The organism is Streptomyces tricolor, assembly GCF_002155905.1.
Lineage (GTDB): Bacteria > Actinomycetota > Actinomycetes > Streptomycetales > Streptomycetaceae > Streptomyces > Streptomyces tricolor.
The window spans coordinates 1-23401 of sequence record NZ_MUMF01000405.1; the positions used below are offsets into that span (position 1 = coordinate 1).

At 72.7% G+C, this 23401-nt stretch carries 19 protein-coding genes and 2 pseudogenes; 8 read left to right on the forward strand and 13 right to left on the reverse strand.

What is annotated here, in order from left to right; genetic code table 11:
• From CCN44_RS27125 to CCN44_RS27155, 7 genes are all read right to left on the reverse strand, one after another.
• On the reverse strand, window positions 1-605 hold a 605-nt coding region (locus CCN44_RS27125), incomplete at its 3' end, for a protein kinase domain-containing protein (protein ID WP_158103155.1).
• 142 nt (window positions 606-747) lie between these two features.
• Window positions 748-1707, reverse strand: coding sequence for a threonine/serine dehydratase (locus tag CCN44_RS27130; protein WP_086700345.1), 960 nt, complete (start codon window positions 1705-1707; stop codon window positions 748-750).
• A gap of 92 nt (window positions 1708-1799) precedes the next feature.
• The gene (locus tag CCN44_RS27135; RefSeq protein WP_086700348.1) at window positions 1800-2825 is read right to left on the reverse strand and encodes a polyprenyl synthetase family protein; all 1026 of its coding nucleotides are present in this window, start codon (window positions 2823-2825) and stop codon (window positions 1800-1802) included.
• Window positions 2822-3862 carry a tetratricopeptide repeat protein gene (locus CCN44_RS27140; protein ID WP_059247391.1) on the reverse strand — a complete coding sequence of 347 codons (1041 nt, stop codon included), beginning with the start codon at window positions 3860-3862 and terminating at the stop codon, window positions 2822-2824. Before CCN44_RS27140 ends, CCN44_RS27135 begins: the two co-directional genes overlap by 4 nt.
• 154 nt (window positions 3863-4016) lie before the next feature.
• Window positions 4017-4694: an AIM24 family protein gene (locus tag CCN44_RS27145; protein ID WP_059247390.1), complete on the reverse strand. Its 678-nt coding sequence runs from the start codon at window positions 4692-4694 to the stop codon at window positions 4017-4019.
• A gap of 56 nt (window positions 4695-4750) precedes the next feature.
• Window positions 4751-5374, reverse strand: a complete 624-nt coding sequence (locus tag CCN44_RS27150) for a CAP domain-containing protein (protein WP_308406425.1) — start codon at window positions 5372-5374, stop codon at window positions 4751-4753.
• A 128-nt stretch (window positions 5375-5502) separates the two neighbouring features.
• Window positions 5503-6654, reverse strand: a complete 1152-nt coding sequence (locus tag CCN44_RS27155; RefSeq protein WP_059247389.1) for a serine hydrolase domain-containing protein — start codon at window positions 6652-6654, stop codon at window positions 5503-5505.
• Between the two features lie 310 nt (window positions 6655-6964).
• Between CCN44_RS27155 and CCN44_RS27160 the strand changes: the two genes are divergently transcribed.
• The 3 genes from CCN44_RS27160 (at window position 6965) to CCN44_RS27170 (ending at window position 10518) form a co-directional block, all read left to right on the forward strand.
• On the forward strand, window positions 6965-8746 hold the full coding sequence (locus CCN44_RS27160; protein WP_059247388.1) for a M4 family metallopeptidase: 1782 nt from the start codon (window positions 6965-6967) through the stop codon (window positions 8744-8746).
• A gap of 198 nt (window positions 8747-8944) precedes the next feature.
• On the forward strand, window positions 8945-9301 hold the full coding sequence (locus CCN44_RS27165) for a hypothetical protein (protein WP_086700351.1): 357 nt from the start codon (window positions 8945-8947) through the stop codon (window positions 9299-9301).
• Complete coding sequence (locus CCN44_RS27170; protein ID WP_086700354.1) at window positions 9298-10518, forward strand: SGNH/GDSL hydrolase family protein; 1221 nt, start codon at window positions 9298-9300, stop codon at window positions 10516-10518. Before CCN44_RS27165 ends, CCN44_RS27170 begins: the two co-directional genes overlap by 4 nt.
• A 39-nt stretch (window positions 10519-10557) precedes the next feature.
• Here the strand turns inward: CCN44_RS27170 and CCN44_RS27175 are convergent, their stop codons facing one another.
• From CCN44_RS27175 to CCN44_RS27185, 3 genes are read right to left on the reverse strand one after another with little or no spacing between them, the layout of a single operon-like run.
• Window positions 10558-10908 carry a UBP-type zinc finger domain-containing protein gene (locus CCN44_RS27175; RefSeq protein ID WP_059247385.1) on the reverse strand — a complete coding sequence of 117 codons (351 nt, stop codon included), beginning with the start codon at window positions 10906-10908 and terminating at the stop codon, window positions 10558-10560.
• Window positions 10905-12356: an ATP-binding protein gene (locus CCN44_RS27180; protein WP_059247384.1), complete on the reverse strand. Its 1452-nt coding sequence runs from the start codon at window positions 12354-12356 to the stop codon at window positions 10905-10907. Before CCN44_RS27180 ends, CCN44_RS27175 begins: the two co-directional genes overlap by 4 nt.
• On the reverse strand, window positions 12353-14029 hold the full coding sequence (locus CCN44_RS27185) for an NAD(P)/FAD-dependent oxidoreductase (RefSeq protein WP_086700356.1): 1677 nt from the start codon (window positions 14027-14029) through the stop codon (window positions 12353-12355). The genes CCN44_RS27180 and CCN44_RS27185 overlap by 4 nt, the downstream gene beginning before the upstream one ends.
• A gap of 259 nt (window positions 14030-14288) precedes the next feature.
• Between CCN44_RS27185 and CCN44_RS27190 the strand changes: the two genes are divergently transcribed.
• Window positions 14289-15155 carry a universal stress protein gene (locus CCN44_RS27190; protein WP_086700359.1) on the forward strand — a complete coding sequence of 289 codons (867 nt, stop codon included), beginning with the start codon at window positions 14289-14291 and terminating at the stop codon, window positions 15153-15155.
• A gap of 1 nt (window position 15156) precedes the next feature.
• Here the strand turns inward: CCN44_RS27190 and CCN44_RS27195 are convergent, their stop codons facing one another.
• Window positions 15157-16392: a DUF4032 domain-containing protein gene (locus CCN44_RS27195; RefSeq protein WP_086700362.1), complete on the reverse strand. Its 1236-nt coding sequence runs from the start codon at window positions 16390-16392 to the stop codon at window positions 15157-15159.
• 23 nt (window positions 16393-16415) lie between these two features.
• Window positions 16416-17081, reverse strand: a pseudogene (locus tag CCN44_RS43445) (IS5 family transposase).
• Between the two features lie 202 nt (window positions 17082-17283).
• Between CCN44_RS43445 and CCN44_RS27210 the strand changes: the two are divergent.
• From CCN44_RS27210 to CCN44_RS27225, 4 genes and pseudogenes are all read left to right on the forward strand, one after another.
• A complete protein-coding gene (locus CCN44_RS27210) occupies window positions 17284-18285 on the forward strand; it encodes a DUF6192 family protein (RefSeq protein ID WP_086700370.1) in 1002 nt (333 codons plus the stop codon).
• A gap of 3 nt (window positions 18286-18288) precedes the next feature.
• Window positions 18289-18552, forward strand: a pseudogene (locus CCN44_RS46545) (RacP protein); the annotation flags it as partial.
• Between the two features lie 464 nt (window positions 18553-19016).
• Window positions 19017-19640, forward strand: coding sequence for a lasso peptide biosynthesis B2 protein (locus CCN44_RS43450; RefSeq protein ID WP_223283997.1), 624 nt, complete (start codon window positions 19017-19019; stop codon window positions 19638-19640).
• A gap of 1 nt (window position 19641) precedes the next feature.
• Window positions 19642-21453 (forward strand): asparagine synthase-related protein, encoded by a 1812-nt coding sequence (locus tag CCN44_RS27225; protein WP_086700373.1) that lies wholly within the window; start codon window positions 19642-19644, stop codon window positions 21451-21453.
• On the opposite strand, the gene CCN44_RS27230 is transcribed toward CCN44_RS27225, so the two are convergent.
• On the reverse strand, window positions 21437-22651 hold the full coding sequence (locus CCN44_RS27230; protein WP_244203972.1) for a hypothetical protein: 1215 nt from the start codon (window positions 22649-22651) through the stop codon (window positions 21437-21439). The two genes, CCN44_RS27225 and CCN44_RS27230, sit on opposite strands and share 17 nt — an antisense overlap.
• Window positions 22652-23401 lie beyond the last annotated feature (750 nt).

A 23401-nucleotide genomic window follows, 5' to 3' on the forward strand; every position in this document is an offset into this window, starting at 1 on the left:
GCGCCCAGCGCCCACAGGTCGGCGGCCGGGCCGATGCGCTCGTCGCGGGCCTGCTCCGGGGAGGCGTACGACGGTGCGGTGAGCCGGGGGGCCAGGGTCGCGCCCGCCAGGCCGAACCCGGCGACGACGACCGGACCGCCGTCCCGCACGAAGACCTGACCGGGACTCAGCTCGCCGTGCGTGATGCCCTCGTCGTGCGCGGCCTGGAGCACGTCCAGCAGCTCCAGGCCCAGCCGCGCCGCCCGCACCGGGTGGAACGCGCCCTGCTGGGCGAGGAGTTCTCCGAGGGGCGTGCCGTCGATCCACTCGGTGACCGTCCACAGCGTGCCCGCCTCCACCACGGCGTCGACGACCGCGGCGACCCGGCCCGGGCGCAGCAGCCGCATGGTCTCCGAGGTACGGACGACCCGGGCGGTGACCCGGCGCGCGGTGTCCTCGGCGGCGGGCTCCGGCAGCGCGGTCTGCGCCACCAGGCGGGGCTGCTGCGCCGTCACGTCCTCGGCGTACCACCACAGGCGGTTCGTCTCGCGGGCGAAGACCTCCAGGAGCCGGTACCGGTCGGCGACCAACTCGTGTGCGGAGACGTGCGCCTTGACCATGGTCATCCCTCGCTGAACCCCTGCCTCGTCTTTCCCAGAGGTACGCGGGGTGCGCGGGGGCGCGTTCAAAGAATCCTCGATTCAGGCCCCTTCCTGCCTTTTATTCAAACGTGCGAGCGGGTTGACGGCGATGGCAGGCCCGTCCGGCTCACAGGAGTCCGAAGCGGCCGGCCCAGCTGGTGAGTTCCCGGGGCGTCGTGTTGCCCCCGCACACCACGAGCCCGATCCGGGCGCCGTCGCCGGTCCGCTCCGCCACCTGCCGGGCCGCCGGCAGCAGACAGCCCGCGGCCGGCTCGGTCCACACCTTGGCGTGCTCGGCGAGGTCCAGGCAGCCCTGCACCGCGTCCCGGTCCGGGACCACCAGGACCTCCTCGACGAGCGCCGACACGAGGTCGTACGTCAGCTGCGACACCGAGGGCGCGCTCAACGTGGTGACCAGGGACGACAGCGGCACCGGCACCGGGCCGCCGGCCTTGAGCGCGCCGGACATCGCCTCCGCGCCCTCGGTCTCCACGCCCCACACCCGCACACCGGGGCGCCGGGCGCGCAGGGCCGCCGCGACCCCGGCGATCAGACCGCCGCCGCCCACGCTGACGACGACGTCCGTCAGCTCCCCGGCGTCCTCGGCCAACTCCAGCCCCACCGTGCCCTGTCCGGCGATCACGACGGGATCGTCGAACGGGTGGACCAGCGTCAGCCCCTCGTCCCGCAACCGGTGCACCAGCCGGAAGGCGCTGTCCATGCCGTCGGTCAGCCGCACCGACGCCCCGGCGTCCTCGGCGAGCGCGACGGAGCGCGCGGGCGCGGTGCGCGGCATGACCACGGTTGCCTTCACATCGAGGGCCGCGGCCATCACCGCGAGCGCGATCCCGTGGTTGCCGCCGCTGACCGCGACCACGCCCGCCGCCCGTTCGGCCTCGCTCAGCGACAGCAGCTTCGCGGTGGCCCCGCGGGCCTTGAACGAGCCGGTGCGCTGGAGCAGTTCGAGCTTGGCGGTGACCGGGACGCCGAGCAGTGCGCTCAGGCCCGGGCTCGGCACCGTCGGCGTCCGTACGACGTGTCCGGCGATCCGCTGCGCGGCGGTTTCGATGTCCGAGATGTCGGTCAAGGTGCTTCACCCTTCCGGCGCGGGGCGAGAACCGCGCCGCTCGCACCTTGGCCCGCCGGGACACCGGAGGTCAACGCCGTTCCGCCGGACGGTCACCGCACGCGGTCCACCAGGAGGTCCAGCAGCCCCGTCAGCTCCGCCGCGGCCCCGGCCGCCAGGGGCGCGGTGGTGAGCAGTTCCCGCGCGGCGGCGGTGTGGACCCGGGCCTCGCACAGGGCCGCCGTCCGGCCGCCGGCCGCCTCGATCAGCGCGGTGGCCTCCTCGGCGTGCTCCGCTGAGCCGAGCAGCGCGGGCAGCCGCCGGGCCGCGGGCGAGCCGAGCGCGGCCAGCACCGGGTACGTCTTCTTCCGCTCCCGCAGATCACCGCCCACGGGCTTGCCGGTGACGGCCGGGTCGCCCCAGATGCCGAGCACGTCGTCGACCAGCTGGAAGGCGACCCCCAGATGCCGCCCCGCCCGGTCCAGCGCGGCGACCGTGTCCCGGGGCGCCCCGCCGAGCGCGGCGCCCAGCGCGGCGGCGCAGCCCAGCAGCGCGCCGGTCTTGCCCTCCGCCATCGCCTCGTACTCCCGCGCCGTCACCCGCTCCGGCCCGGTCCAGGGCCGGGCGGCGAACAGCAGGTCGTCGGCCTGCCCGCGCACCAGGTCGGCGAGGGCCGCCGAGAGCAGCCGCACCGCGCCGGGCCCCTCGGGGGCGGCGGCGAGGGTGTCCACCGCCAGCGCGAACAGGGCGTCCCCGGCCAGAACGGCCGGACCCGTGCCGTACGCGTGCCAGACGGCGGGGCGGCGGCGCCGGGTCGTGTCGCCGTCCATGATGTCGTCGTGCAGCAGCGAGAAGGCGTGCACCAGCTCCACCGCGACCGCCGCCGGGACCCCGGCCTGGCCGTCGGCGCCCGCCGCCTCCGCGCCGAGGACCGCGAGGGCCTGCCGTACGCCCTTGCCGCCCGGCGCGGCGGCGGGCGCCCCGCCGACCTCGCACCAGCCGAAGGAGTACGCGGCCATCTCGGCCACCCAGGGGTGCAGCCGCCCCACCGCCGTCCGCAGGTCCGGCTGGACCAGCTCCCGGCACCGGGCGAGGACGTGCCGGGCGGACTCCCGCACCGGGGAGGAGAGCGCCGTCACCGTACGGCCTCCGGCTCCAGGCCGAACTCCCGCTGCGCCCGGGCCACCATCTCCCGCGCGTGCCGCAGCCCGCTGCGCTCCAGCGTCCGGGCCAGGTCGGCGAGTTCGGCGGCGGTCTCGGCGCGGTCGCGGCCGAGCCGGGCCAGGGACTTGGCGAGGCCCAGGCGGGACAGCGCCTCGCCGCGCGGCTCGCTCATCGTCCGGAACTCCGACAGCGCCAGCTCGTAGCGGTCGCGGGCCTCGGCGTACCGGCCCGCGCGGTACAGGACGTTGCCCTGCATCTTGTGGTTGTAGGCGAGCGCGCTGGAGAGGTTCATCTCCCGGCAGGTCGCCTCCGCCTCGGCCAGCAGCTCCAGCGCCCGCTCGGTCGCGCCGTCGCGCACCGAGAGGACGTCCGCGAGTCCGCGCAGCGCCCAGGCGTGCCCGCGCCGGTCGTCGGCCCGCTCGGCTATCTCCGCCGCCTCCGCGAACAGGGCGTACGCCCGGTCGTAGTCCCCGGTGTTGCGGTGCATCTGGGCGATGCCCTCCAGGGCCCACACGGTGTGCCGGGCCTCGCCCCGTTTGCGGGCCTCGGCCAGCAGCTGCTCGTGCAGCCGGCCGACCGCCGCGTAGTCGCCCTGGATCCGGCCGGTCTCGGCGAGGCCGGCCAGCGAGTAGCCGCGGACCACCACGTCCCCGCCGCGCTCGCCGAGTTCGGCCGCGAGCCCCAGCAGCCGCCAGGCCAGCGGGAACGCCCCGCGCTGCCGGGCCAGCGTGCCCCCGCTCCACAGCGCCCAGGCCATGGCGGCGGTGTCGCCGGCGTCCCGGGCGGCGCGGTAGCTCGCCTTCCAGGCGCGGTCGGCGTCCTGCACATGGCCGAGCCGCCGGTGTGCCTCGGCGACGGCGAGCCCGCAGCGCGCCGCCTCGCCGGGGCGTCCGGCCCGCTCGGCCTCGCGCAGCCGCTCGGTGCCCTCGGCCAGTACGTCGACCAGCGAGGAGTTCACGGACAGGGTGGTCAGGGCGCCCTGGTACTCCGGGGCGAAAGCCTTGCCGTACATGCGTACCCTTCTATACACGGAGTGTATACATGTCGTGTATAGCGAATCGGAAAGGTGCCCCGGCCCGCAGGGGCCGGGGCTTCGGTCTGTTGTCGATCAAGACGCCGGTACGGCGGCGGGGGTTGCCCGTGCGGTACGGATCACATGTGAAGGTTCAGTGCTGCTGGGCCTTCTGGGGCGTCACCTCGCTCGGCCGCACCACCACGTACCCCTCTCCCCGCAGCATCAGCTGCACGGCCTCGCCCGAACCGCCGCGCAGCATCGAGCCGATGGACTGCGAGCGGTGCAGCGAGGTCTCCAGCCGGGCGGTCCAGCCCACCACCGCGTCCGTGTCGACGTACACCGGTGCCTGCGCGGACACCGGGATCACCAGCGGGGTGCCCTCGCAGACCAGGCCCAGCCGGCCCTGCCCGCTGAACACGCTGTTGAACAGGCCGCCCCCGGCGATGCCGGACCCCTTCACGGTCTTGATCTCGTACGACAGCGAGGCGTCGAAACACAGGACGTTGCGGCCGTTGACGGTGAACTGGTCACCGGGCTCCACCTCGACGATGAAGCAGTTCTGCGCCTCGTGCGCGAACCACGCCTCGCCCTGCCCGCGCACCGCCATGAGGGGCAGTCCCTCACCGGTGACCGCGCGCTTGAGCATGCCGCCGACGCCCTGCCCCTTGCGCTCGAAGGCGAGGCTGCCGCGGTAGGCGATCATCGCACCCTGCCGGGCGTACATCTCGCCGTTCACCGCGTACTTGAGGCACTTGGCGTTCTCGACGGACATGCCCGGCGCCACGGCCGGCTGCACCACGTGCTGACTGGAAAAGAGGTCACCCTTCATGCGGGGCATGGTGTCGCGGAGGGCAGCGTTCCGCCAAGATCACGGTGTGTGACCGCTCATCCGCCGAACAGCTGGGTCCAGTACGCGCCCGCCCGGCCGCCGCGGGTGAAGCCGGCGCCGATGTGGGTGAACTCCCGCCCGAGGATGTTGGCGCGGTGTCCGGGGCTGTTCGTCCAGCCGGCCACCGCCTCGGCGGGGGAGTGCCGGCCGCACGCCGTCGGGGGACGTGTGCGCGTAGAAGTCCCGGGCCGCCATGCCGGCACAGTGCCTCTGCGCGGCGGCCGTCGGCAGCGGGTCGACGGCCGGCGGAGGCAGCCCGGCCCGCCCACGCTCGGCGTTGGTGAGCGCGACGACCTCACCGGCCGAGCGCGCCGTCCGTCCGGCGTCGGCGGGGCGGCCCACGGCGTGGTCCAGTACCGGTCGCCCGCGTCGGCGCGGGCCGGCGCGGCATGCCGGAAGGCCGGGTCGAGGAGGGTGCGCCGGGGCCGCGCCGAACCCCGGCGGTACTCCACCGAATCGGCCGGGGTGGAGACGAGATGCTCGCCGACGGTGACGTACGCGCACCCGGTGGCCGAGGGTGGGGAGCCGGCGCCGGTGCGGGCGGCGTCGACCAGGCGGGTGAAGTCGGTCGAAGGCACCGCCCGCCCGCAGCCGCACGAGACCGCGCGGCAAGGCCGCATGGCCGCCGGGGACCAGCTCGACCGTGCCCGGTACAACGCCGGTCACACGTCAGCGGGTTCCCGCTCGCCGGCCCGAGGGGCGCTCGGACCCCGCGCCCCCGCACACCGCCCGCGGCGCTCGCCGGCCCTTACCGCTTCCCGCAGAACGCCGACTCCAGCGCCCCGGCCAGTGTGTCGAGCACCTTCCCGTTGTTCGACGTGTTGGCCATGGCCGTGAGGCTCCGGCTCCCGTCCTTCGTGCCGAACGCGTACGTGTAGTACCCCTGCACCGCCCCCGTGTGCCCGTACACCGACACCCCGCAGGACAGGTCCCGCCGCCGCAGCCCGAGCCCGTACGCCGTCGTGCTGTTCACCGGGGTGAACCGCTCCATCTCCGCGAGCCGGGCGGCGGACATCAGCCTGCCCTTGAGCAGCGCGCTGTAGAAGACGTCGAGGTCCCGCGCGCTGGAGATGATCGCGCCCGCGCTCTGCGCCCAGGACACGGTCTGCGCGGTCGCGTCGACCAGCGGGGCACCCGCCGTGTCCGGCGTCAGGTACCCGCGGGCGTACCGGCCCGGAATCGCGGTGTCCGGGTGGACGTAGAAGGTGTCGGCGAGCTTCAGCGGCTCGATGATGCGGTTCCGGTACGCGGTCCGCACCGACTGCCCGGTGAGCTTCTCGATGAGCAGTCCGGCGACGACGAAGTTGGTGTTGGAGTACGCGTAGGCGGCGCCCGGCGCGTTGGTGCGCGGCTTCTTCAGGGAGAGGGCGACCAGCTGCCGGTAGGTGAAGACCTTCGTCCGCACCGCCTCGAAGCCGGAGACGCTGCTGGCGAACATGTCGTTCGTGTAGTCGTACAGCCCGCTGCGGTGGCCGAGCACATGGCGGACCGTGATCCGGTCGTCCGGCAGCAGTCCCGGCAGGTAGCGGTTGACCGGTGCGTCGAGCACGAGCCGGTGCTCGTCGACGAGCTGGAGCAGGACGACGGCCGAGAAGGTCTTGGTGACGCTGCCGACCCGGAACCGGTCGTCGGTGCTGAGGGCGCGTCCGGTGGCGCGGTCGGCGACGCCCCGGGTGACCAGGTGGGCCCGGCCCCGGTCGTCGACCCGGGCCAGCGCCCCCGGCGCGCCCTGGGCCACCGCCGACTTCAGCACCGCGGCCAGGCCCGCGGTGTCGGGCGCCGGCAGCGCCGCTGCCGCCGAGGTGTCCCGCTCCCCGGCCGCGGCCCGCGCCGGGACCGCGAGCAGCGACAGCGCGACCGCCCCGAGTACCGCTCCCCGCCCCACCGTTGCTGAGACCATCCCCTACCCACTCCCTCGGTCCGGTTTCTGATGCGATATCGGTCACATTCCGCCCTGGGAACCTAGGGGATCACGGCACCGTCTCCACAGCCGACACACAGTTGGTCATCTCGTGATCACTCTGTGGCGCCCATATGTAAAGGATTGCCATAGAAGTTCGCGAAATGGATCATTCCGGCTTTACGTGCCCATGACTGATCCGCAAGGGTTGTCCCTCGGGGCCAGACCAGCTCCCGTGGCGCCCAACTGCGCCATGCCTCAAGGCGGTTGGTGACCCCTGCCGCCTTCGAACGAAGGAACCCTGATCAGATTGCGTAGACCGCACATACGCACCGTGGCGGTCGCCGTCGCGGTGGCGACGGCTGCCACGGGCCTGGCCGGTACGGCCTTCGCGGGTCCCTCCACGGGGGTGGAGTCGTCCGCCTCCGCCGCCTCGAACGCCACGGCGGTGGTGGAGGCGGCGCGCACCGCGGCCTTCGCGCACGCCTCGGCGACCGGCGTCTCGAAGGGCGACGAACTGCACGCCCAGGACGTCATGATCGACCCCGAGGGCGCCCGGCACGTCCGCTTCGTCCGCACCCACAACGACCTGCCGGTGCTCGGTGGCGACCTCGTCGTCCACCTCGACCGGGGCCTCGGCTACACGGGCGTGACCCGTGCCGCCGGCCACGCCGTCAAGCCCGCCGCCCAGGCCAAGCTGACCGCGGCCCAGGCCGCCGCGAAGGCCGCCCGTGCCGCCAAGGGCGACGCGAGCGGCACCCAGCTGGTGGTCGACGCCCGCGGCGGCGCCTCCGCGCTCGCCTACCAGGTGACCGTCACCGACAAGGACAGCTCCCGCACGGTCGTCGTCGACGCGGTCACCGGCAAGGTGCGCAGCAACACGCCGAACCGGGACGAGTTCCTCTCCCCGAAGCTGCTCGACACCCTCCGCGAGCGCGGCGAGAGCGCCGAGCCGGCCACCGGCGTCGGCTCCGGCGCCGAGGTCTCCGGCCTGGTCGGCTCGCGCTCCTCGGGTGCCGCGCGCTACCCGTCCGCGGCCAAGGGCACCGGCAAGACCCTCTTCGTGGGCACCGTCGGCCTCACCACCACGCAGACCTCGCGCGGCCACTACCAGCTCAAGGACCCGAACCGGTACGGCACCGAGACGCGGGACGCCAAGGGCTCGTACACGGAGAAGTTCAGCGCCGGCACGAAGTTCACCAACACCACCAACGTGTGGGGCAACGGCAAGACCACCAGCCGGGCCACCGCCGCCGCCGACGCCCAGTACGGCGTCACCAAGACGCTGGACTTCTACAAGTCCACGTTCAAGCGCAAGGGCATCCGCAACAACAGCAAGGCCGCCCAGGCGATGGTCCACTGGGGCAAGAAGGTCGCCAACGCCTTCTGGGACCCCACCTGCAACTGCATGCTGTACGGCGACGGCGACGGCCAGATGTTCAAGAAGCCGCTCGTCGTCCTCGACGTCACGGGTCACGAGCTGACCCACGGCGTGGTGGAGGCGACCGCCAACCTGCAGCCGACCTTCGTGGACTCCGAGGGCAACCAGTACGGCGAGCCGGGCTCGCTGAACGAGTCGCTCGCGGACATCTTCGGCTCGAACGTCGAGTTCTACGCCAAGAACACGAAGGACACGCCGGACTACCTGGTCGGTGAGAAGCTGGGCCTCGCGCAGAAGTTCCTGCGCCGCCTGGACCACCCGTCGCTCGACAAGCTCGAGGGCGCCATCGACTACTGGTCCCCGGACACCTACTACACCGAGGTGCACGCCGGTTCCGGTGTCTCCTCGCACGCCTACTACCTCCTCGCCGAGGGCAGCGGCAAGAAGAAGATCGGCAGCGTCACCTACAACTCGCCGACCTACCGCAACATCACGGTCAAGGGCATCGGCCGGAGCAAGGCGACCGCCATCTACTACCGGGCGCTCACCCGTTACATGGTCTCCAGCACCGACTTCCACCAGGCGCGCATCGCGACGCTGAAGGCGGCCAAGGACCTGTACGGCGCGAACAGCACCGAGTACAAGACGGTGGACAAGTCGTGGGCCGCGGTCAACGTCACCGCCGCCAACACGCCGCGCGCCCAGCGCTGACGGCCGACACCGCACATCGCACCACCGGATGCCCCGCCTCGCGCGGGGCATCCGCATGTCCGCCCGGTCGCCGGAGAGCGGCCACGCCGCCGACCGGAAGAAGCACTCCACGGCCGGCGCGTCGGCACCGACGGCGTGCACCGACGCCTCCGGCAGGCCCGCCGTCATCTCCGCCAACCCCTCCGGCGGCGGGAGCCGGTGGGGCCGCCGACGCACAACTCCGGCCGGGCCAACGCCTGGCGCGTCCTGTGCCGGGCGTGTTTGAAGAACCCCGACAAGGCGCACCAGCTCATCGTGGACGACCTGCGCCCGTGGACCGGCGGCGACGACGGCACGGCCTCCGGCCCCGTTCGACATCTACGAGGGCGGACGGGGCCGGCACCCCGGCCGCCGTCGCCGAGCCTCGCCGATCCCGACCGGCGGGACGGCACACCCACCGAGGTGCGGATCCGCGGCGCGGGCGGCACCATGACCTCCGTGGGACACGCAGGCACCCTCCGGACGGTCCGGACGCGCCCCGGCGAGGCCGTGACGCTCCGGGACGTCGTCCGGTGACCGGCGGGTTCGGGCGCTGCTGCCGCATCGCCGCCGCCCTGCTCACCGCCGCCGCCTGCCAGTCCGCCCCGGCCGCCCGGGCCGACGCCCCGCCCGGGTCCACCGCCCGCGCCACCGGCGTGGTCACCTGGGCGGCGAGCGCCGACCGCCTGGGCGAGGGAACGGCCGGGCAGGGCTACCGGCTCGTCGTCCGCACCAGCGTCGGCGGCAGCCACCTGCGCGTCCGCTTCACCAACGCCTTCGGCGACCGGCCGCTGACCCTGGACGGCGTCCACGCCGGACTGCGCGCCCAGGGCGCGGCCCTGCGGCCGGGCAGCAACCGCCCGCTCACCTTCGGCGGCGCCCGCACGGTCACCGTCCCGGCGGGCGCCGTCGCCTGGAGCGACCCGCTGCCCGGCCGGATCCCGGCCGGCACCGACCTCGTCGTCAGCCTGCGCACCCCGGACGCGGCCGGCCCGGCCACCGGTCACTGGATGGCGATGCAGACGTCGTACACGGGCCGGGGCGAGCACACCGCCGAGGAGAGCGGCGCCCACTGGACCCGGACCACCGGCTCCTGGTGGTACATCGACTCCGTCGCGGTACGGCCCGCCCGCGCGCCCGGCGGTGCCGTGGTCGCGCTGGGCGACTCGATCACCGACGGCTGGCAGTCCACCGCCGGCCTGAACCGCCGCTGGCCCGACCGTCTCGCCCGCCGCCTGGCCGCGGCCGGCGGGCCCGTCCAGGGCGTGGCCGACGAGGGGATCTCCGGCAACCGGGTCCTCGCGGACGGCGCCGGGCAGGCCGTGCTGCGTCGGCTGGACCGGGACGTCCTGTCCCAGCCCGGCGTGCGCACCGTCATCCTCTTCGCGGGCGTCAACGACATCAAGGCGCACACCGGCGTCACCGCGGCCGATCTCGTCACCGGCTACCGGGAGATCGCCCGGCGGGCGCACGCGGCGGGCATCTGCGTGGTCGCCGCCACGGTCGGGCCGTTCAAGGGCTGGCCGGAATGGGACCCGGCCGCCGAGGCCGTACGGCAGGAGGTGAACCGGTTCCTGCGCGGCAGCACGGACTTCGACGCCGTCACCGACTTCGACCGCGTGCTGCGCAGCCCCTACGACCCCGAGCGCATCCTGCCGCTCTTCGACGGCGGCGACCACCTCCACCCCGACGACGAGGGCATGCGGGCCCTGGCCGACGCCGTCGCCCTGGACAGCCTGGACTGCCCCCGCTGAACCCGCCGGCCGGGGCACCCCGCCCCGGCCGCCGCGGCCTCAGCGCAGCGTTCGCGCCCAGTCGGCCGGCACCCGGCCCGCCGGACCCGGCACCGGCTGGTCGGCGGGGTGGCCGGCCGGCGGGGCGAGGTCCGGGCCGGAGGCGTACAGCTCCTCGGTGGCGTAGTTCCAGAACCAGCCCTCGCCCGGCTCGAAACTCCGGATCACCGGGTGTCCGGTGGCCCGGTAGTGGGCGGTGGCGTGCTTCGCGGGGGAGTCGTCGCAGCAGCCGATGTGCCCGCACTGCGCGCACCGGCGCAGATGGAACCACCAGCCGCCCGCCTCCTCGCACTCCACGCAGCCCGGGCCGCTGGGCGGGACGCTGGGGTCGATACCGTCGACGTCGTTCATACCGGCTCCTCGTCGGGCGTCTCGGCGGTCAGGGGGAGCAGCACCTGGAAGCGGGTGTCGCCGGGCACCGACTCGACCCGCAGGGTGCCGTGGTGCTTGTTGACGACGATCCGCCAGGAGATGTCCAGGCCGAGCCCGGTGCCCTCGCCGACCGGCTTGGTCGTGAAGAACGGATCGAAGATCCGGTCCTTGATCTCCGGCGGCACACCCGGACCGGTGTCCCGGAACTCCACCAGCAGCCGCTCGTGGTCGAGCGCCGTCCGCACGGTCAGCCTGCCCTGGCCGCCGGCGCTCTTGATGGCCGAGACGGCGTTGTCGACGAGGTTGGTCCACACCTGGTTCAGCTCCGCCGGGTAGGCGGGCACCGGCGGGAGGGCGCGGTCGTACTCCTTGACCACCTCGATGCCCGGACCGGTCTTCCCGGAGAGCATCAGCAGCGTGCTGTCGAGGAGTTCGTGCACGTCCACCACCCGGTACGGGGCCCGGTCCAGCTGCGCGTACTGCTTGGCCGCGTCGACCAGGTGCGAGATGCGGGTGGTGGAGTCCTCGATCTCGTTCATCAGCAGCTCGGTCTCGATGGTGTAGTTGAGCCAGCCGACCGCGTTCGGCAGGATCTCCGCGTCCACCGCCGCCGCGACCTGCTCCAGCCAGTCCACGTCGAGCCCCGCCTGCACGAACGTCGGCGCCAGCTGCCAGCCCTGGCCGATGCCGTGGTCCTCCAGCCAGTCGGTGAGCACGTCCTCCCGGTCGGCGGCCTCCAGCGGGCTGAGCACCGGGGCCTTCGCGACCCGCTCGGCGGTGCGCTCCTGGATCTCGACCAGGCTCGCCAGCACCTCGCGGGAGAAGGGCCCCTCGGCGATCAGACCGAGCTTGTGCCGCATCTTCGCGACCCGCTCCCGCAGCGTCGCGGTGGCCCGGACCGCCGCCGCGGCGGGGTTGTTCAGCTCGTGCGTCAGCCCCGCCGACAACGAGCCCAGCGCCAGCAGCCGCTCCCGCTGCCCGATCATCGCCTGGGTGTTCTTCGAACCGAAGAACAGCCCCTCCAGCAGGTGCACGGCCATCGGGAACCACTCGCGCATCACGTCCGCGAACAGATCCGCCGGCAGCACGAAGAACCGGGTCGGCACCGTGACCCGCATCGAGTTGGTGTAGACCTGCGGCACCCGGTCGCCGAGGTAGGCCTGCATCGCGCCCGCGTACACCCCGCGCTGCGAGGTCCGGGTGACCTCCACGTCGTCACCGCCGACCCGCCGGGACAGCACGACCGTGCCCTCGATCATCACGAAGAAGCAGGTGGCCGGGTCGCCCTCGGTGTACACCGGGCCGGGCTGGAACAGCTCCACCCGGCCCTGGGCGCACAGCCGGCCCAACTGCTCCGGGCTCAGCTTCTCGAAGAGGAACAGCGAGCCGATCTCCTGCGGGCTGCACGCCACGATCTGCCCGCTCACGACTGCTCCAGATACCGGTGGACGAGCATCACGGCCATGGCTCCCTCTCCGACGGCGGACGCGACACGCTTGGCGGACTCGGCGCGGGCGTCGCCCGCCACGAAGACCCCGGGAATGCTGGTCTCCAGGTGGTACGGCGGCCGGTCCAGCTCCCAGCCGGCCGGCGGCCGTCCGTCGGCGGTCAGATCGGGCCCGGCCAGGATGAACCCGCGCCCGTCGCGCAGCACGGTGTCGCCCAGCCAGTCGGTCAGCGGGGCGGCGCCGATGAACACGAACATCCACTGCGCGTCGACCCGTTCGGTCTCGCCGGTCACCGCATCACGCAGCGTCAGCTGCTCCAGGTGGTCCGAGCCGTGCGCCTGCTCCACGACCGTGTGGCAGCGCACGGAGATGTTCGGCGCCTCGCTGATCTGCTGGATCAGATAGTGCGACATGGACGCCGACAGGTCCGGGCCGCGCACCAGCAGCGTCACCGACTTCGCGCCCCGGGACAGGTACATCGCCGCCTGGCCCGCCGAGTTGGCGCCGCCGACGATGTACACGTCCTGGCCCTGGCAGGAGGCGGCCTCGGTCAGCGCCGAGCCGTAGAACACCCCGCACCCGGTCAGGTCGGTACAGCCGGCGGCCTCCAGCTGCCGGTACTGCACCCCCGTCGCGAGGATCACGCTGTGCGCGGCGATCGCCGAACCGTCCGCGAACCGTACGACGCGTGCGGCGCCGTTGACCTCCAGGCCCGTCACCTCACGGGTCGTCAGGATCTCGGCGCCGAACTTGGCCGCCTGCCGGCGCGCCCGGTCGGTGAGCTGCGCGCCGGAGACCCCGTCCGGGAAACCGAGGTAGTTCTCGATCCGGGAACTCTGCCCGGCCTGCCCGCCGGTCGCCGACCGCTCCACCAGCACGGTCCGCAGCCCCTCGGAGGCGCCGTACACGGCCGCGCCCAGCCCGGCCGGGCCGCCGCCGATCACGACGAGGTCGTAGAAGTCGGCCGTGGGCGTCGTCGCCAGGCCCACGCGCGCGGCCAGCTCGGGCGCCTCGGGCTCGACCAGGGCGGTGCCGTCGGGCGTGACCACCAGCGGCAGCCGCTGCCCGTCCTGTCCGGCCGCCGCCAGCAGCCGCTGCCCCTCCGGCTCCTCCACCGAGTACCAGCGGTACGGCACCTGGTTGCGGGCCAGGAACTCGCGGACGTCGGAGGAGCGCGCCGACCAGCGGTGCCCCACCACCTTGGTGCTGGGCACCGGCTTGTAGGCGCTGGTGCGCCAGGCCTGAAGCAGGTCGTCCAGGACCGGGTAGAGCTTCTCCTCCGGCGGGTCCCAGGGCTTGAGCAGATAGTGGTCCAGGTCGACCACGTTGATCGCGTCGATCGCCGCGTCGGTGTCCGCGTACGCGGTCAGCAGCACCCGCCGCGCCCCCGGGTACACGTCGAGCGCCTGCTCCAGGAACTCGATGCCGTTCATCTGCGGCATGCGGTAGTCGGCCAGGATCACCGCGACCAGGTCACCGCGCAGCTTCAGCTCGCGCAGCGCCTCCAGCGCGGACTCGCCGGACTCCGCGCGCACGATCCGGTACGACTGGCCGTAGCGCCGCCTGAGATCGCGGGCGACGGCACGGGAGACCCCCGGGTCGTCGTCCACGGTCAGGATGACGGTCCGCGCGGTCTCGGCGGCCTGTGCCATGCGTCTCCCCACCCGAGTGTCGGATCCCCGGGCCGGCGTCGTGGGGACCGCCGCACCGGTTTCAGGCCATCGTATGTTCGATCCCCGGGGTTCCGCTTGCCCGACAGGGACCGGTGCTTGCCCCACAGCGCCCGGCCGGCGCGGCCCGGCCCCGGCGGGCCGGTGCGACGGATCACAGGAGAGATGATCGTCAGCGTGCCGCCGGTGCCCGAGAGTGGGTACCTGCACGACTTGGACGCTACGACGAGGAGGCCCACGGATGACACGCCCGATCACGGCAGGGGTGGACGGTTCTCAGGAGAGCCTGGCCGCGCTGGACTGGGCGGCCAGGGAGGCCGTACGCCGGAAGCTGCCGCTGCGCGTGGTGCACGCCTGGCGGTACGCGGAGGCGCTCGCCACCGCCGACCGGGACACCCAGCACGGGTGGGTGTCGGAGGGGGTGCGGGAGGCCGTGCGGACCGTGTCCGAGCGGCATCCGGAGCTGACGGTGACCACGGACCTCGTCGAGGGCGGTCCCGTGCACGCGCTGTCCGCCGCGGCGGCCGAGGCCGAGATGCTGGTGCTCGGTTCGCGCGGGCACGGACCCGTCGTCGGCTTCCTGCTGGGCTCGGTCGGCCAGCAGGTGATCGCCGAGGCGACCCGGCCCGTGGTCCTGGTGCGCGCCGGGGACCAGCCCACGGCGGAGGCGGCCGGCCGGGACGTCGTGGTCGGTCAGCACGGCGGACCGGAGGACAGCGCGGCGGCGCTGCGGTTCGCGTTCGAGACGGCGGCGGCCCGGGGCGCGGCCGTCCGGGCGGTCCGGGCGTGGACGCTGCCGCCGGTCTTCGCCTACAGCCCGGGTTCGCTCAAGCTGCTCGACGAGGCGGGCGGTCTCGAACCGTACGAGAAGCAGGCGCTGGCCGAGGCGCTCCGGCCCTGGCGGGAGCGGTTCCCCGAGGTGCCCGTCGCCGAGCACGTCGAGATGGGCAGCGCCGGCCAGGTGCTGCTGTCGATGGCCGGCGGGGCCCAGCTGATGGTCGTCGGGCGCCGGGCGCACCGTACGGCGGTCGGTGCCCGGATCGGCTCGGTGGCGCACGGGGTGCTGCACCACGCCGACTGCCCGGTGGCCGTGGTCCCGCACGAGTGAGCTACTCCGCCTCGGCCGGCTCCGGCGTGTCCCGGATCCGGGGCAGGACGTGCGCGACGTAGTCCTGGACGGCGGTGTCGAGCCCTATGTCGTGCTGGGCGCGCTCGGACAGGTACCAGCGGTGTTCGAGGAGTTCGTGGTAGATCTCGGCCGGGTCCATGGTGCCGCGCAGCTCGGGCGGCACCGCCCGCACGGTCGGCCGGAACACGTCCCGCACCCAGCGGTGGGCGAGCACCTCCGGCCGGGCGGCATGGGGGTCGCCGGGCGCGTAGTCGTCCTGGGTGGCCATCCAGCTCTCCAGGTCGTTCAGCAGCCGCCGCGCCTGGTTCTCCTCGGTGTCCAGGCCGGTCAGCCGGAGCAGCTGCCGCTGGTGGTGGCCGGCGTCGACGACCTTCGGCACGAAGGTGACGGTGTCGCCGTTGGACGAGTGCTCGATCTGCATCTCGGCCACGTCGAACCCGAGGTCGTTCAGCCGCCGGATCCGCCGCTCGATGTAGTGGTACTTGCCCGCCGGGTACACCGAGGTGCGGGTCAGCTCCTGCCACAGCCCCTGGTAGCGGGTGCAGATCTCGTGGCCGAACGCCACCGGGTCGACGGACGGGTGCAGCGCGCCGGACGCCTCCAGGTCCAGCAGCTCCCCGCTGATGTTGACGCGGGCCAGGTCCAGGTCGTAGTCCCGCTGCCCGGGGCTGAGCCGCGGGTGCAGCTCGCCGGTCTCGGCGTCGACCAGGTAGGCCGCGTAGGCGCCCGCGTCCCGCCGGAACAGGGTGTTGGACAGCGAGCAGTCGCCCCAGGCGAACCCGGCCAGGTGGAGACGGACCAGCAGCACCGCGAGGGCGTCCATCAGCCGGTGCATGGTCGCCGGACGCATGGTCGTCTCGAACATCGACCGGTACGGCATCGAGCCGCGCAGATGCCGGGTGACGAGCACCGGCTCCAGCGGGGCGCCGGAGGCGTCGGTGCGGCCGGTGACCACGGCGAGCGGGTCGACGGCGGGGATGCCCAGCCGGTCCAGGTCGCGCAGCAGCTCGTACTCGCGCAGCGCGGGCCGTTCGGCCAGCTCCTTGACGGCGATCACCTCGTCGCCGGCGTGCGCGTAGCGCACCACGTGCCGGGAGATGCCGCGGGGGAGCGGTACGAGGTGTTCCGCGGGCCACTCCTCCAGCGGGGTGTCCCAGGGCAGGGAGAGCAGGAGCGCGGGGTGCTCCGGGTTCGTGGCGCTGATCTGCAAAGCCATGGCACGAACCCTAAGACGCCGTTTCACTTGGTGGGTTGTCGGTCATTGATGAGGCTGGTACCGATGGCTGTGAAGGCGAGGAATTGTTCTGGCTTGCGTTCGTAGCGACGGTGGAGCCGGCGGCAGCCGGCGAGCCAGGACATGGTCCGTTCGATGACCCATCGATGACGTCCGAGCCGCTGTGAGTTCTCGACCCCCCGGCGGGCGATCCGTGGCGTGATACCGCGAGAGTGAAGCCATCGCCGCAGGTAAAGGTAGTCGTAACCCTTGTCCCGTGGAGCTTGTCAGGCCGCCTGCGGCGGGGACCGCGACGGCTGCGGATCGGCGGTATCGACGTGACGAGCGGCTGGACGGCGAGACTATCGTGGGGGTTGGCCGCGGAGATGGCGACCGCGACGGGCAGGCCGGACCGGTCGGTGACGAGGTGGATCTTCGATCCGTTCTTGCCGCGGTCGGTCGGATTCGGTCCGGTCAGCAGCTCCCTTTGAGGGTCCGGACACTCACCGAGTCGATGGCGAAACCAGCGGCGGAACCTGCCGCCACGTGCAGCCCGACGTGGCCACGAACACGATCGCGGCCAGACACTCACGGTCCCCGGCCCGCCGACGACCACCACCCTGCGGCCGCGTCACCACCGTCTCCGGCAACACCCTGCGGAACAACCCCCACTGCTCGCGCCGGTGCCTGATGAGGGCTTGGCGGCGCCGGACGGAAACGTTCGGCGGTCGGTCACAGCGACCGCATCATGAACGCATTCACTTCTAGGGCACTTGTGGTCTTTCGTTGTGATCTGCGGTTGCGGGTGCTGAATCTCGGTTCCAGCAGCGGGCCTTGTCCCGTTGCGGACCGAAGAGCCGTGCCCTGGCCCGCTTTTGGGGTGGTGATGACGCCATGCCGGAGGTAATCGACAAGGTCGGAAGTGTTTCCCAGCACCGGTACGAGCAGATCGTGGCCGAGCTGCGGGACGTGGTCGCCCAGCAGAGCCGCGGCCAGTTCACGATCGGCGACCGCGCTTTGGAGATCGAGCCCATGCGCCCGCGCGGCGGGTTCGTCGACGTGGAGCCGGAGTGGACGGTCCGCCAGTCGCTGGGGCGGCTGGCGGACGACATCGGTCTACTGTTCAGCACGGTGAAGACCGCCCGCTGGGTGGCCTCGCGCTGGCCGAAGGAACATCGCCAGGAGGGGGTGTCCTGGACGGTTCACCGCATCCTGGTATCCATCGAGGACGAGACCGAGCGGTTCGCCGCGATCAAGAATTCGCCGCCGGGCAAGACGCGGTGGACCGCAGACGACGCAGATCGGCGAGTGAGCAACCAGCTCGACATCCCCGTCTCGCGGCAGGAGAAGATCACCGCGATCCACTCCCTGGCCCGGGAGGACGGGGTGGCCGCCGTGGTGACCACTGATCTGCTGAAGCGTCCGCAGGTCGCGGCGAAAGTACCGACCGTCTACAAGGTCCGGGTGGTGGAGGAACCCACGCGGGACGAGTCGGTCGCGACGACGGCCGCGACGACCCTGCTGCGTCGTCCGGACGTTGCCTTCAAGGCGATGAGCGACGACACCGCCCGCTTCCACGTCAACCATGCCCAGGCCGAGCGGGGCCGGCAAGCCCGCGAGGACTTCGAACGGACGAACCCGGTCGCGCCGGCGGTCAGGCAGATCGACCGGAGGATGGAGTTCCTGGACCTGGTCACCGACTGCCACTCCTTCGCCGCCGCGTCCGGCCGGGCCGTCCCGGGCCTGCGGGACCGGCACCTGTCGGACGACGAGCGCACGATCGTCCATGAGAACCTCGCCCGGGTGAGGGCGATGCTCGACTGGATCGAGCAGGCCGTCGACACTGGCAAGGTCGACATGGACGACGAGCTGGCGAAGCTGCTGAAGGGTGAGTAGGCCATGCCTCGCGCCTCACGGCGACGGGGTGATGCCGCCCGGCGGCACGCGGACACCATCCGCTTCGTGCTGTTCGAGGCCCGGCCCGCCGGCCTGGAGTTCGCTCAGCTCGTCCGCGCCAGCGGCCTGTCACCGAGCCAGGTCCGCTCCGGGCTCGCCGCCCTGCGGGACCTGGCCGCGGAATGGGGCTATCCGCCGCTGATCTGGACGAAGGCCGGCAGCTACCAGCTCGGCGCCGACCGGGCCGCGCTGGAGGCTTACGAACGTCCGCCTCCGACTACCCCCCAGGAATCCAAGGACCGCGTCGGCCGCGCGCCCGAGACACCTTCAGCGAGCGGCTATCGCGCCTCCGGCCGTACAGTGAGTCGGCGCTCCGAGCCTGCCTTATCGCTCTTTCCAGCCTCACGCCGCCCACTGCCGTGCGCAACTCCTCCGAAGCCGCCCCTGGCCGCCGGACGTCCGGGGCGTCGGCGGGGCACCCTCCGGTCCGGTTGCGGGCCGTCCGGGCCGCAGTAGCCTGTAACTGCCCGGCACTGCCTGACCTGGAGGTAGGCCATGTTTCTCCGACGGCTGCGGCGCCGTAGGCCCTGGGGACCGGTTCTCCTCGGCAACGGCCGTCTTATCCGGGGTTTCAGCGGCGGCTCCTACGACGGTCACGGATACCTGTCCTGAACTCGCCCACGCAGCGGGACCGGCCCCGCCCCGGTGGGCCCGATCCTGGAGGATGTCCGGTGGCGGAGGATACCGACGCGCTGCTGGCCCTGACACGGCTGCTCTCCCCGCACTGCCGGGTCACCAAGATGTCCGGCGGTGCCCTGATCGCCGACTGGAAGCGGACGCGTTTCCTCGGCATGACGACGGCGGACATCCGGAAGCTCGTCGGCGCGGACCGCGAGGAACGCGCCGAACTTGTCACCGGTCTCGTCCGGGCCGGCTGCGCGCCGAACCGGAAGAAAGAGTACGCCGATGCCGAGGTCGGGCGATGGCTGCGCGGAGCCCACCTGCTCATCCGACTCATCGGATTCGGGCGTGCCCTGCGGCTTCTGTCCTTGGCCGCGCCCGGATACATCCGCTCGGACCCCGCTGCCGCCGAGGACGTCGCACGGCTGAAAAGAGCGGTGCAATCCTGCGGCCGTGGCAGCTGGTTCGTCGACGACGACTGCAAGGCCGAGGCCGTGACGGCCTTCGTCCTGCTGCGGCGCCAGGGCCTGGAAGCCGTGCTCAACGTCGGTGTGCGCGAGCACCCGTTCGCCCTGCACGCGTGGACGTCCGCGGCCGGCCTGTGCATACCCGACGCGGACCCGCGCGGACACGCGTTCACACCGGTGCTCACCATCAGCGGCGGAGGGCGGTGACGTGGAGGCCCTCCGGCTGGAGTGGGCCGACGGCGTGCCGAAGCTGTCGGTGACCGCGGCCATGGCGCGGCGGGAACTCGTGACGACGGTGACCTCCCCGGTCGGCACCGCGGCGGTCGTCGGCTGGGCCGGATCCGCCCGTGACCGTGTGGCGGGCGCGCGCGGCCTGCTCGACGCCTTCGCCCGGCCGGGAGCCGCACCGCACCTGCCGGACGGTGACTACGCCGCCGTCCTGGTGTGCCGAGACCGCGTCCTGCTGCTGCGGGACGAGCAGGCACGCGTCCCGCTGTTCTTCCGGGCTTCCGGTGGCCGGGTGAGCGCGGTCGGCACCTCGGCGCGCCACCTGAGCGGTGGAGCGGAGCTGGAACGTCGCTACTTCTGCCGGTACCTGACCGGGTATCTGGCACAACCGCACTGGGAACTCACCCCGTTCTCCGGGGTCTGCCGGGTCCTGGGCGGCGAGGTGGTGGAACTCTCGACCACCGGTCAGATCCGCGGCCGCGTGCGGCGTCGCGCCCGTCAGGCGTCCGAGCCGACGGCCCAGGCGGCGGACGATCCCGGCGGCGCCGCGCGGGTCCTGCGCCGCGCGCTGGAGAACGCCGTCGCGCGCCGTCTGGGCGGGACGACGGCATGCCATGTCTCCGGCGGCACCGACTCCACCAGCGTCGCCTTGCTCGCGGCACGTCTGCTGGCCGCGGGGGACGGCCCGGGAGACCTCGTCCTGCTCGCCGGGCGCTTTCGCACGGGAGAACTGGCAGGGGAGCAGCCGTACCTCGATGAGGCGATGGAAGAGATCCGTCGGCACGCTCCCGCCGCCCGCCTGGTCGGCGTCGAAGCCGACGACGTGTCCGACTTCGACGACTTCGAGCACCACGCCGAAGACGCCGACGAGCCTCATGCCCACGCCTTCCGGGCCCCGTTCTGGAGCAGGCTGCACGCCGCCGCTTCGGGACTGGGCTGTGACGTCCTCATGACCGGCTGCGGGGCCGACCCGGTCGTGGACGCCAACCCGCTGTACCTGCACAAGCTGGCCCGCACAGGACAACTCCGGCAGATGACGGCCCAGGCGCGTGCCTGGGCCCAGGGCGGCGAGCGGGGCCTGCGTGACGTCGTAGCCGCCAACGTCGTACGGCCGACGCTACCGCTGGCCACCGAACGGGTCACAGCGGCCCTCAACCGCCGCGGAACCGTGCTCGGTGGCCTCGGCGGCTTCGCCCGCCCCCGGTGGCTGCGGCGCGGCTTCGCGAGGGCTCACGGCTACCGAGGGGCCAGCCTCGCCGAGGCCCGCTTCGTGTTCGGGCGCAGGCCGGAGGAATCCCTCTACGACGCGGCCAACTACATCGCCGCCCCCGACCCGCTGTCGTGGCGCCGCGCGCGGCAGGACGGGTTCCTCCTCTCGCACCCTTTCCTCGACCCCGAGGTCATCACCGCGGTGCGCCGCCTGCCCGCCGAAGCGATGTTCCGTCCGGGCCGTCCGAAAGCGGTGCTGCGCGAGGCGATGGCGGATCTGCTCCCGGACGGGGTCCGCGGCCGGACGGCCAAAATCCCCTTCGACCAGCTGTACGCGCGCGGCCTGCACAGACACGGCGACGACCTCATCGACCTCTGCCGCTCCGCGAGGCATCCCCTGATCACGGAGATGTTCGACGTCGAGACGTTGTGCCAGGCGGTGCGGGAAGCGCGTCTCGGCACAGGCGACGCCTACTCCTGGGACCGCCTGAACAGCACTCTCGCCCTCGTGGCGTGGCTGGAGGGACTCGGCCGACACCCTCTCCCGCACGATGTGGCCGTGCCGGTCAGCGTCGACTCTTGATGGCCCATAGCGTCTGCTCGTACGGGCCTGTCACAGCCTTGACGAGTCCGTACCGCTCCACCAGATCACGTGACTCCGCTCCGGGCAGAATGCGGTCCTCCTCACCTTGCCGCGCGATGTTCTCCGCGAGGTCGGCGCCATGCGTGCCGAACCGCCAGTAGACGGTGATCCAGCGGGGGTCCCTCGTGTGCGCGTCGAGCGCGTTGTTCTCGTACAGCCTGCCGCGATAGATGACGGAGTCGAGGCCGCCCTTCTTCACCCACTCGGGCACGTGGCCCTCGCGCCAGGAGTAGCCCTGCTGCTCCAGCCGCTCCAGGCCGAGCCGGTCCTTGCGCGCGAAGCTCGCGGTGGCGTAGAACGCCAACTGGTCGTACGGCGTGTCCATGGGCAGCTGTACGACGGTCTGGGTGGCGAGCTTTTCACCTGCCTCGATCCAGGTTCCGATGGGCATCCACGGCTGCGCCGCCACCAACTGGCCGGTCTGGTGGATCTCCCGCCGGGAGAGCGGATGCTTCTCCTGGGCCTTGCTCCAATTTTCGGCGTCAGCGCGCCACTGCTCGTGCAGCCGGTCCTTCTGGCTCAGCGGAACCTCCTCCCCCATGGCGTGGAACTCGGTACCGAGCACGTAGAAGCCGACATCGGCGCCGTTTTCGAGTTCGATGTCGACCGGCACGGCGAACGCCTTGCGGTCCTGCCGCAGCACGGGCTCTCCCACGGACATCTTCACGAGTGGCTTGGCCCCGCGCCGGGACGGCTGGAAGAGGTACTCGTAGCTGAAATTGGCCACCGCGAGAGCCGTGGTAATGATCACCGCCGCCGCCAACCGCTTGGGGGCGGGGATCACGACCGTCGTCCGGCACACCGCGACGGCAGCGCACACGGATCCGGCGGTGAGCAGGCTCCACAGCGTCAGGTAGGCCGTGGAATCCCCGTCCCGCAAGGTCTCGACCAGCAGCATGCCGTTCGCCACGAACGCCGCGAGCGTGCCGAGCAGCGCGACCAGTCCGGAGTAGGCGAAGCTGCCGCGCGACCAGTGGTCCAGGACGGCGATGGCACCCAAGAGCGTGACGACCGCGAAGACGATCAGGGCGGCGCCGGTGATGCGACCCGGGTAGGTCAGGGCCGTGCGGATGTCCTGGATACCGAAAAAGCCCAGCAGCACCGTCGTCGGGAGGAGCACCAGCAGGATGAGTGTCATGGTCACCGGTGACCGTCCCGCACCGGCCGAGGTCCGGAACGCCCGCAGGCGTGCGCCGACGCGGGACCAGGGGGGAGCCTTCACACGATCACCTCGCACGCGGGCGGTGTCGCGCACCGCCGAGACCTGGTGCCGCGTCGCGGCTGGAGCACCATCGTCCTGGGTGGTCAGCCCGATCACCATCCGGACACCTCCGGACAGCTCAGTACCGCCACCGGACGAGCGAGATCCACTCCCTCTCCCTCCCCGGCTGACAGGAGCCGCGGCGGCTCGCAGTCCGTCACCCTCTTCCCCGGCAACACACCGCGCAAGGCTGAGGCGTCGAGCGGCACAGGGGACTCTTCTCATGCCACGGCCATCACGCCGTCGGGCGTGGCCTTCTGTTCCTCGGGGCGTGGCAGACGGCGGCTGGGCAACGCCGCGAGCGACGACCAGCCGGGACGAACTGCGAGGCCGTCTTCGCACGGCCGTACGCCGGTGCCCTGGGAGGGACTCGGGGTAGCCGTATCCGATCGCCTTGCCCGATGCGGAGCGGACCATCTGCGTGCAGGCCTCCCACGCTGCGGCATCCAGGCCCGCGTGCTCGAAAAATCCGGCCAGGCGCTGCACCTCCCCCGCCCGCTCCTGTGCCCGCTCCTCGGCGTCCCGGCGCCCGGCGGCAGCAGTTCCGTTGGACGGCTTCGGCTCCGGCCTCCATCCGGGCGGATGCGACGGCCAGGTCCTCGGACGCGGGTCCCGTCCACCACACCG